Annotated in this window: 1 protein-coding gene; it reads right to left on the minus strand. The window is 37.1% G+C overall.

Translation table 11 applies throughout. From position 1 onward, the window contains the following. Positions 1 to 171: 171 nt before the first annotated feature. Positions 172 to 568: peptidylprolyl isomerase (locus GY24_RS17310; protein WP_233279448.1), on the minus strand; the 397-nt coding region annotated here is incomplete at its 5' end.

Consider the following 568-nt stretch of genomic DNA (forward strand, 5'->3'; position numbering starts at 1 on the left):
GGTTAGGTTTTGGACAGGGAGCCTATTGATTATGGCAAGTTTCGGATTAACTATCGGACATAATACCTTTCAAATCTTTGTCCTTCACAACTAATCCGGCATCTTTTAGTTCCTTTTGCAAAATATCCTGTGCTTTAGATTGGTCAATTTTCGAAAGTTTCAATTGATATTCTAACTCTTTTGCCATCGCATCAAAGGATTTTTTTCTTTTCTATCAGTTAGCTCAATGATGTGATACCCTAATGAGGACTTAACGGGATCGCTAACTTGTCTTACTTCTAATGAATAAGCTGCTTTCTCGAACGCAGGATCCATTTTTCCAATTCCAAACCAGCCAAGATCCCCACCACTTTCTGCTGAAGACTTGTCGGTGGAATATTCTTTTGCTAACTTCTCAAACTTATCACCATTTGCCAATTTACTTTTAACTTCATTCGCGGTCTTCTCATCCTTTACCAGAATATGTCTTGCTTTGATTTCTGGCTTGTAGGCATCATAGCTCTTCTTAATTTCCTGATCAGTGACTTTTATATCTTTAATTAGAGCCTTTTCCATTAAGAGTTGACTT

Origin of the sequence: Microterricola pindariensis (assembly GCF_002936985.1) — a bacterium.
In the GTDB taxonomy this organism is placed as follows: domain Bacteria; phylum Actinomycetota; class Actinomycetes; order Actinomycetales; family Microbacteriaceae; genus Microterricola; species Microterricola pindariensis.